This is a genomic window from Polaribacter sp., assembly GCF_965656025.1.
In the GTDB taxonomy this organism is placed as follows: Bacteria; Bacteroidota; Bacteroidia; order Flavobacteriales; family Flavobacteriaceae; genus Polaribacter.
This window is the reverse complement of record NZ_CBFHJT010000063.1, coordinates 14,414-15,851: the sequence shown is the minus strand read 5'-3', so window position 1 is coordinate 15,851 and position 1,438 is coordinate 14,414. Positions and strand designations below refer to the sequence as shown.

Here is a 1,438-nt window from a genome sequence, read left to right as displayed (position 1 = left end):
TTTGTCTATCAAGAAGGTAAAACCGTTTTTAAATATGCAGTTTCTAATATGGCAGACGTTGCAGAAAAAATGCTAACAAGAAATAATTTATCAGAGAGCGACATACAATGGTTGGTTGCACACCAAGCAAACAAAAGAATTATACAAGCAACAGCTAATAGAGTAGGTGTTTCTGAAGAAAAAGTGATGATGAACATCCATCGATATGGAAATACAACATCTGCTACTTTACCGCTATTATTAGCAGACTATGAAAAAGAATTAAAAAAAGGAGATAATTTAATTTTTGCCGCATTTGGTGGTGGTTTCACATGGGGAGCAGCTTACCTTAAATGGGCATACAATTCATAATAAACAAATAACTAAACAATAGGAAAAATGGATATTAAAGAAATTCAAAATCTTATAAAATTTGTAGCTAAATCTGGCGCAAGCGAGGTAAAACTAGAAATGGAAGATGTAAAAATTACTATTAGAACAGGATCTGGTAAAACAGAAACCACTATTGTGCAAGCAGCACCAATGCAAGGAGCGCCACAAGTGGCAGCACATGCGCCAGCACAACCTGTTGCAGAGACTCCTGCAGCACCTGTTGCAAATGCAAATGACGATTCTAAACTAATAACAATTAAGTCTCCAATTATTGGTACTTTTTATAGAAAACCATCACCAGACAAACCAAACTTTACAGAAGTAGGTGCAGAAATTGGTGTTGGAGATACAGTATGTGTTATAGAAGCTATGAAATTATTTAACGAAATAGAATCTGAAGTTTCAGGTAAGATTGTTAAAGTATTAGTAGACGACTCTACACCTGTAGAATTTGATCAACCATTATTTTTAGTAGATCCATCATAATAAAGGGTTTCGATTTTTAGAGTTTAGATTTTAGACTTTCTAACTCATAACTCATAACTCATCATTTAAAACTCTTAAATTATGTTTAAAAAAATATTAATTGCCAATAGAGGTGAAATAGCATTACGTGTTATTAGAACCTGTAAAGAAATGGGTATAAAAACGGTTGCAGTATATTCTACTGCAGACGCAGAAAGCCTACATGTAAGGTTTGCAGATGAAGCAGTTTGTATTGGGCCTGCTCCAAGTTCTGAATCTTATTTAAAAATGCCAAACATAATTGCAGCAGCAGAAATTACAAATGCAGATGCAATTCATCCTGGTTATGGTTTTTTATCTGAAAACGCAAAATTTTCTAGACTTTGTGAAGAGCACAATATAAAATTTATTGGTGCTACAGGAGAAATGATTGACCAAATGGGAGACAAAGCGAATGCCAAAGCAACTATGAAAGCTGCTGGTGTACCATGTGTTCCTGGTTCTGAGGGAGTTATAGAAAACTTCGAAGAATGTGAAAAGCTAGCTGTAGAAACAGGGTATCCTGTGATGTTAAAAGCCTCTGCAGGTGGTGGTGGTAAAG

Annotated in this window: 3 protein-coding genes; all 3 read left to right on the top strand. The window is 35.0% G+C overall.

Features of this window, described 5'->3' with window-relative positions; all coding sequences use genetic code 11:
* Window positions 1–351: 3-oxoacyl-[acyl-carrier-protein] synthase III C-terminal domain-containing protein (locus ACTG3S_RS11440; RefSeq protein ID WP_439129483.1), on the top strand; the 351-nt coding region annotated here is incomplete at its 5' end.
* 27 nt (window positions 352–378) lie between these two features.
* Window positions 379–858 (top strand): acetyl-CoA carboxylase biotin carboxyl carrier protein, encoded by a 480-nt coding sequence (gene accB / locus ACTG3S_RS11435; protein WP_439129482.1) that lies wholly within the window; start codon window positions 379–381, stop codon window positions 856–858.
* Window positions 859–939: 81 nt separating this feature from the next.
* Window positions 940–1,438: biotin carboxylase N-terminal domain-containing protein (locus ACTG3S_RS11430; protein ID WP_439129481.1), on the top strand; the 499-nt coding region annotated here is incomplete at its 3' end.

What these genes read in the sequence shown, in the direction of transcription:
- accB (WP_439129482.1), top strand. Translation starts at nt 379, where the DNA reads ATGGATATTAAAGAAATTCAAAATCTTATAAAATTTGTAGCTAAATCT.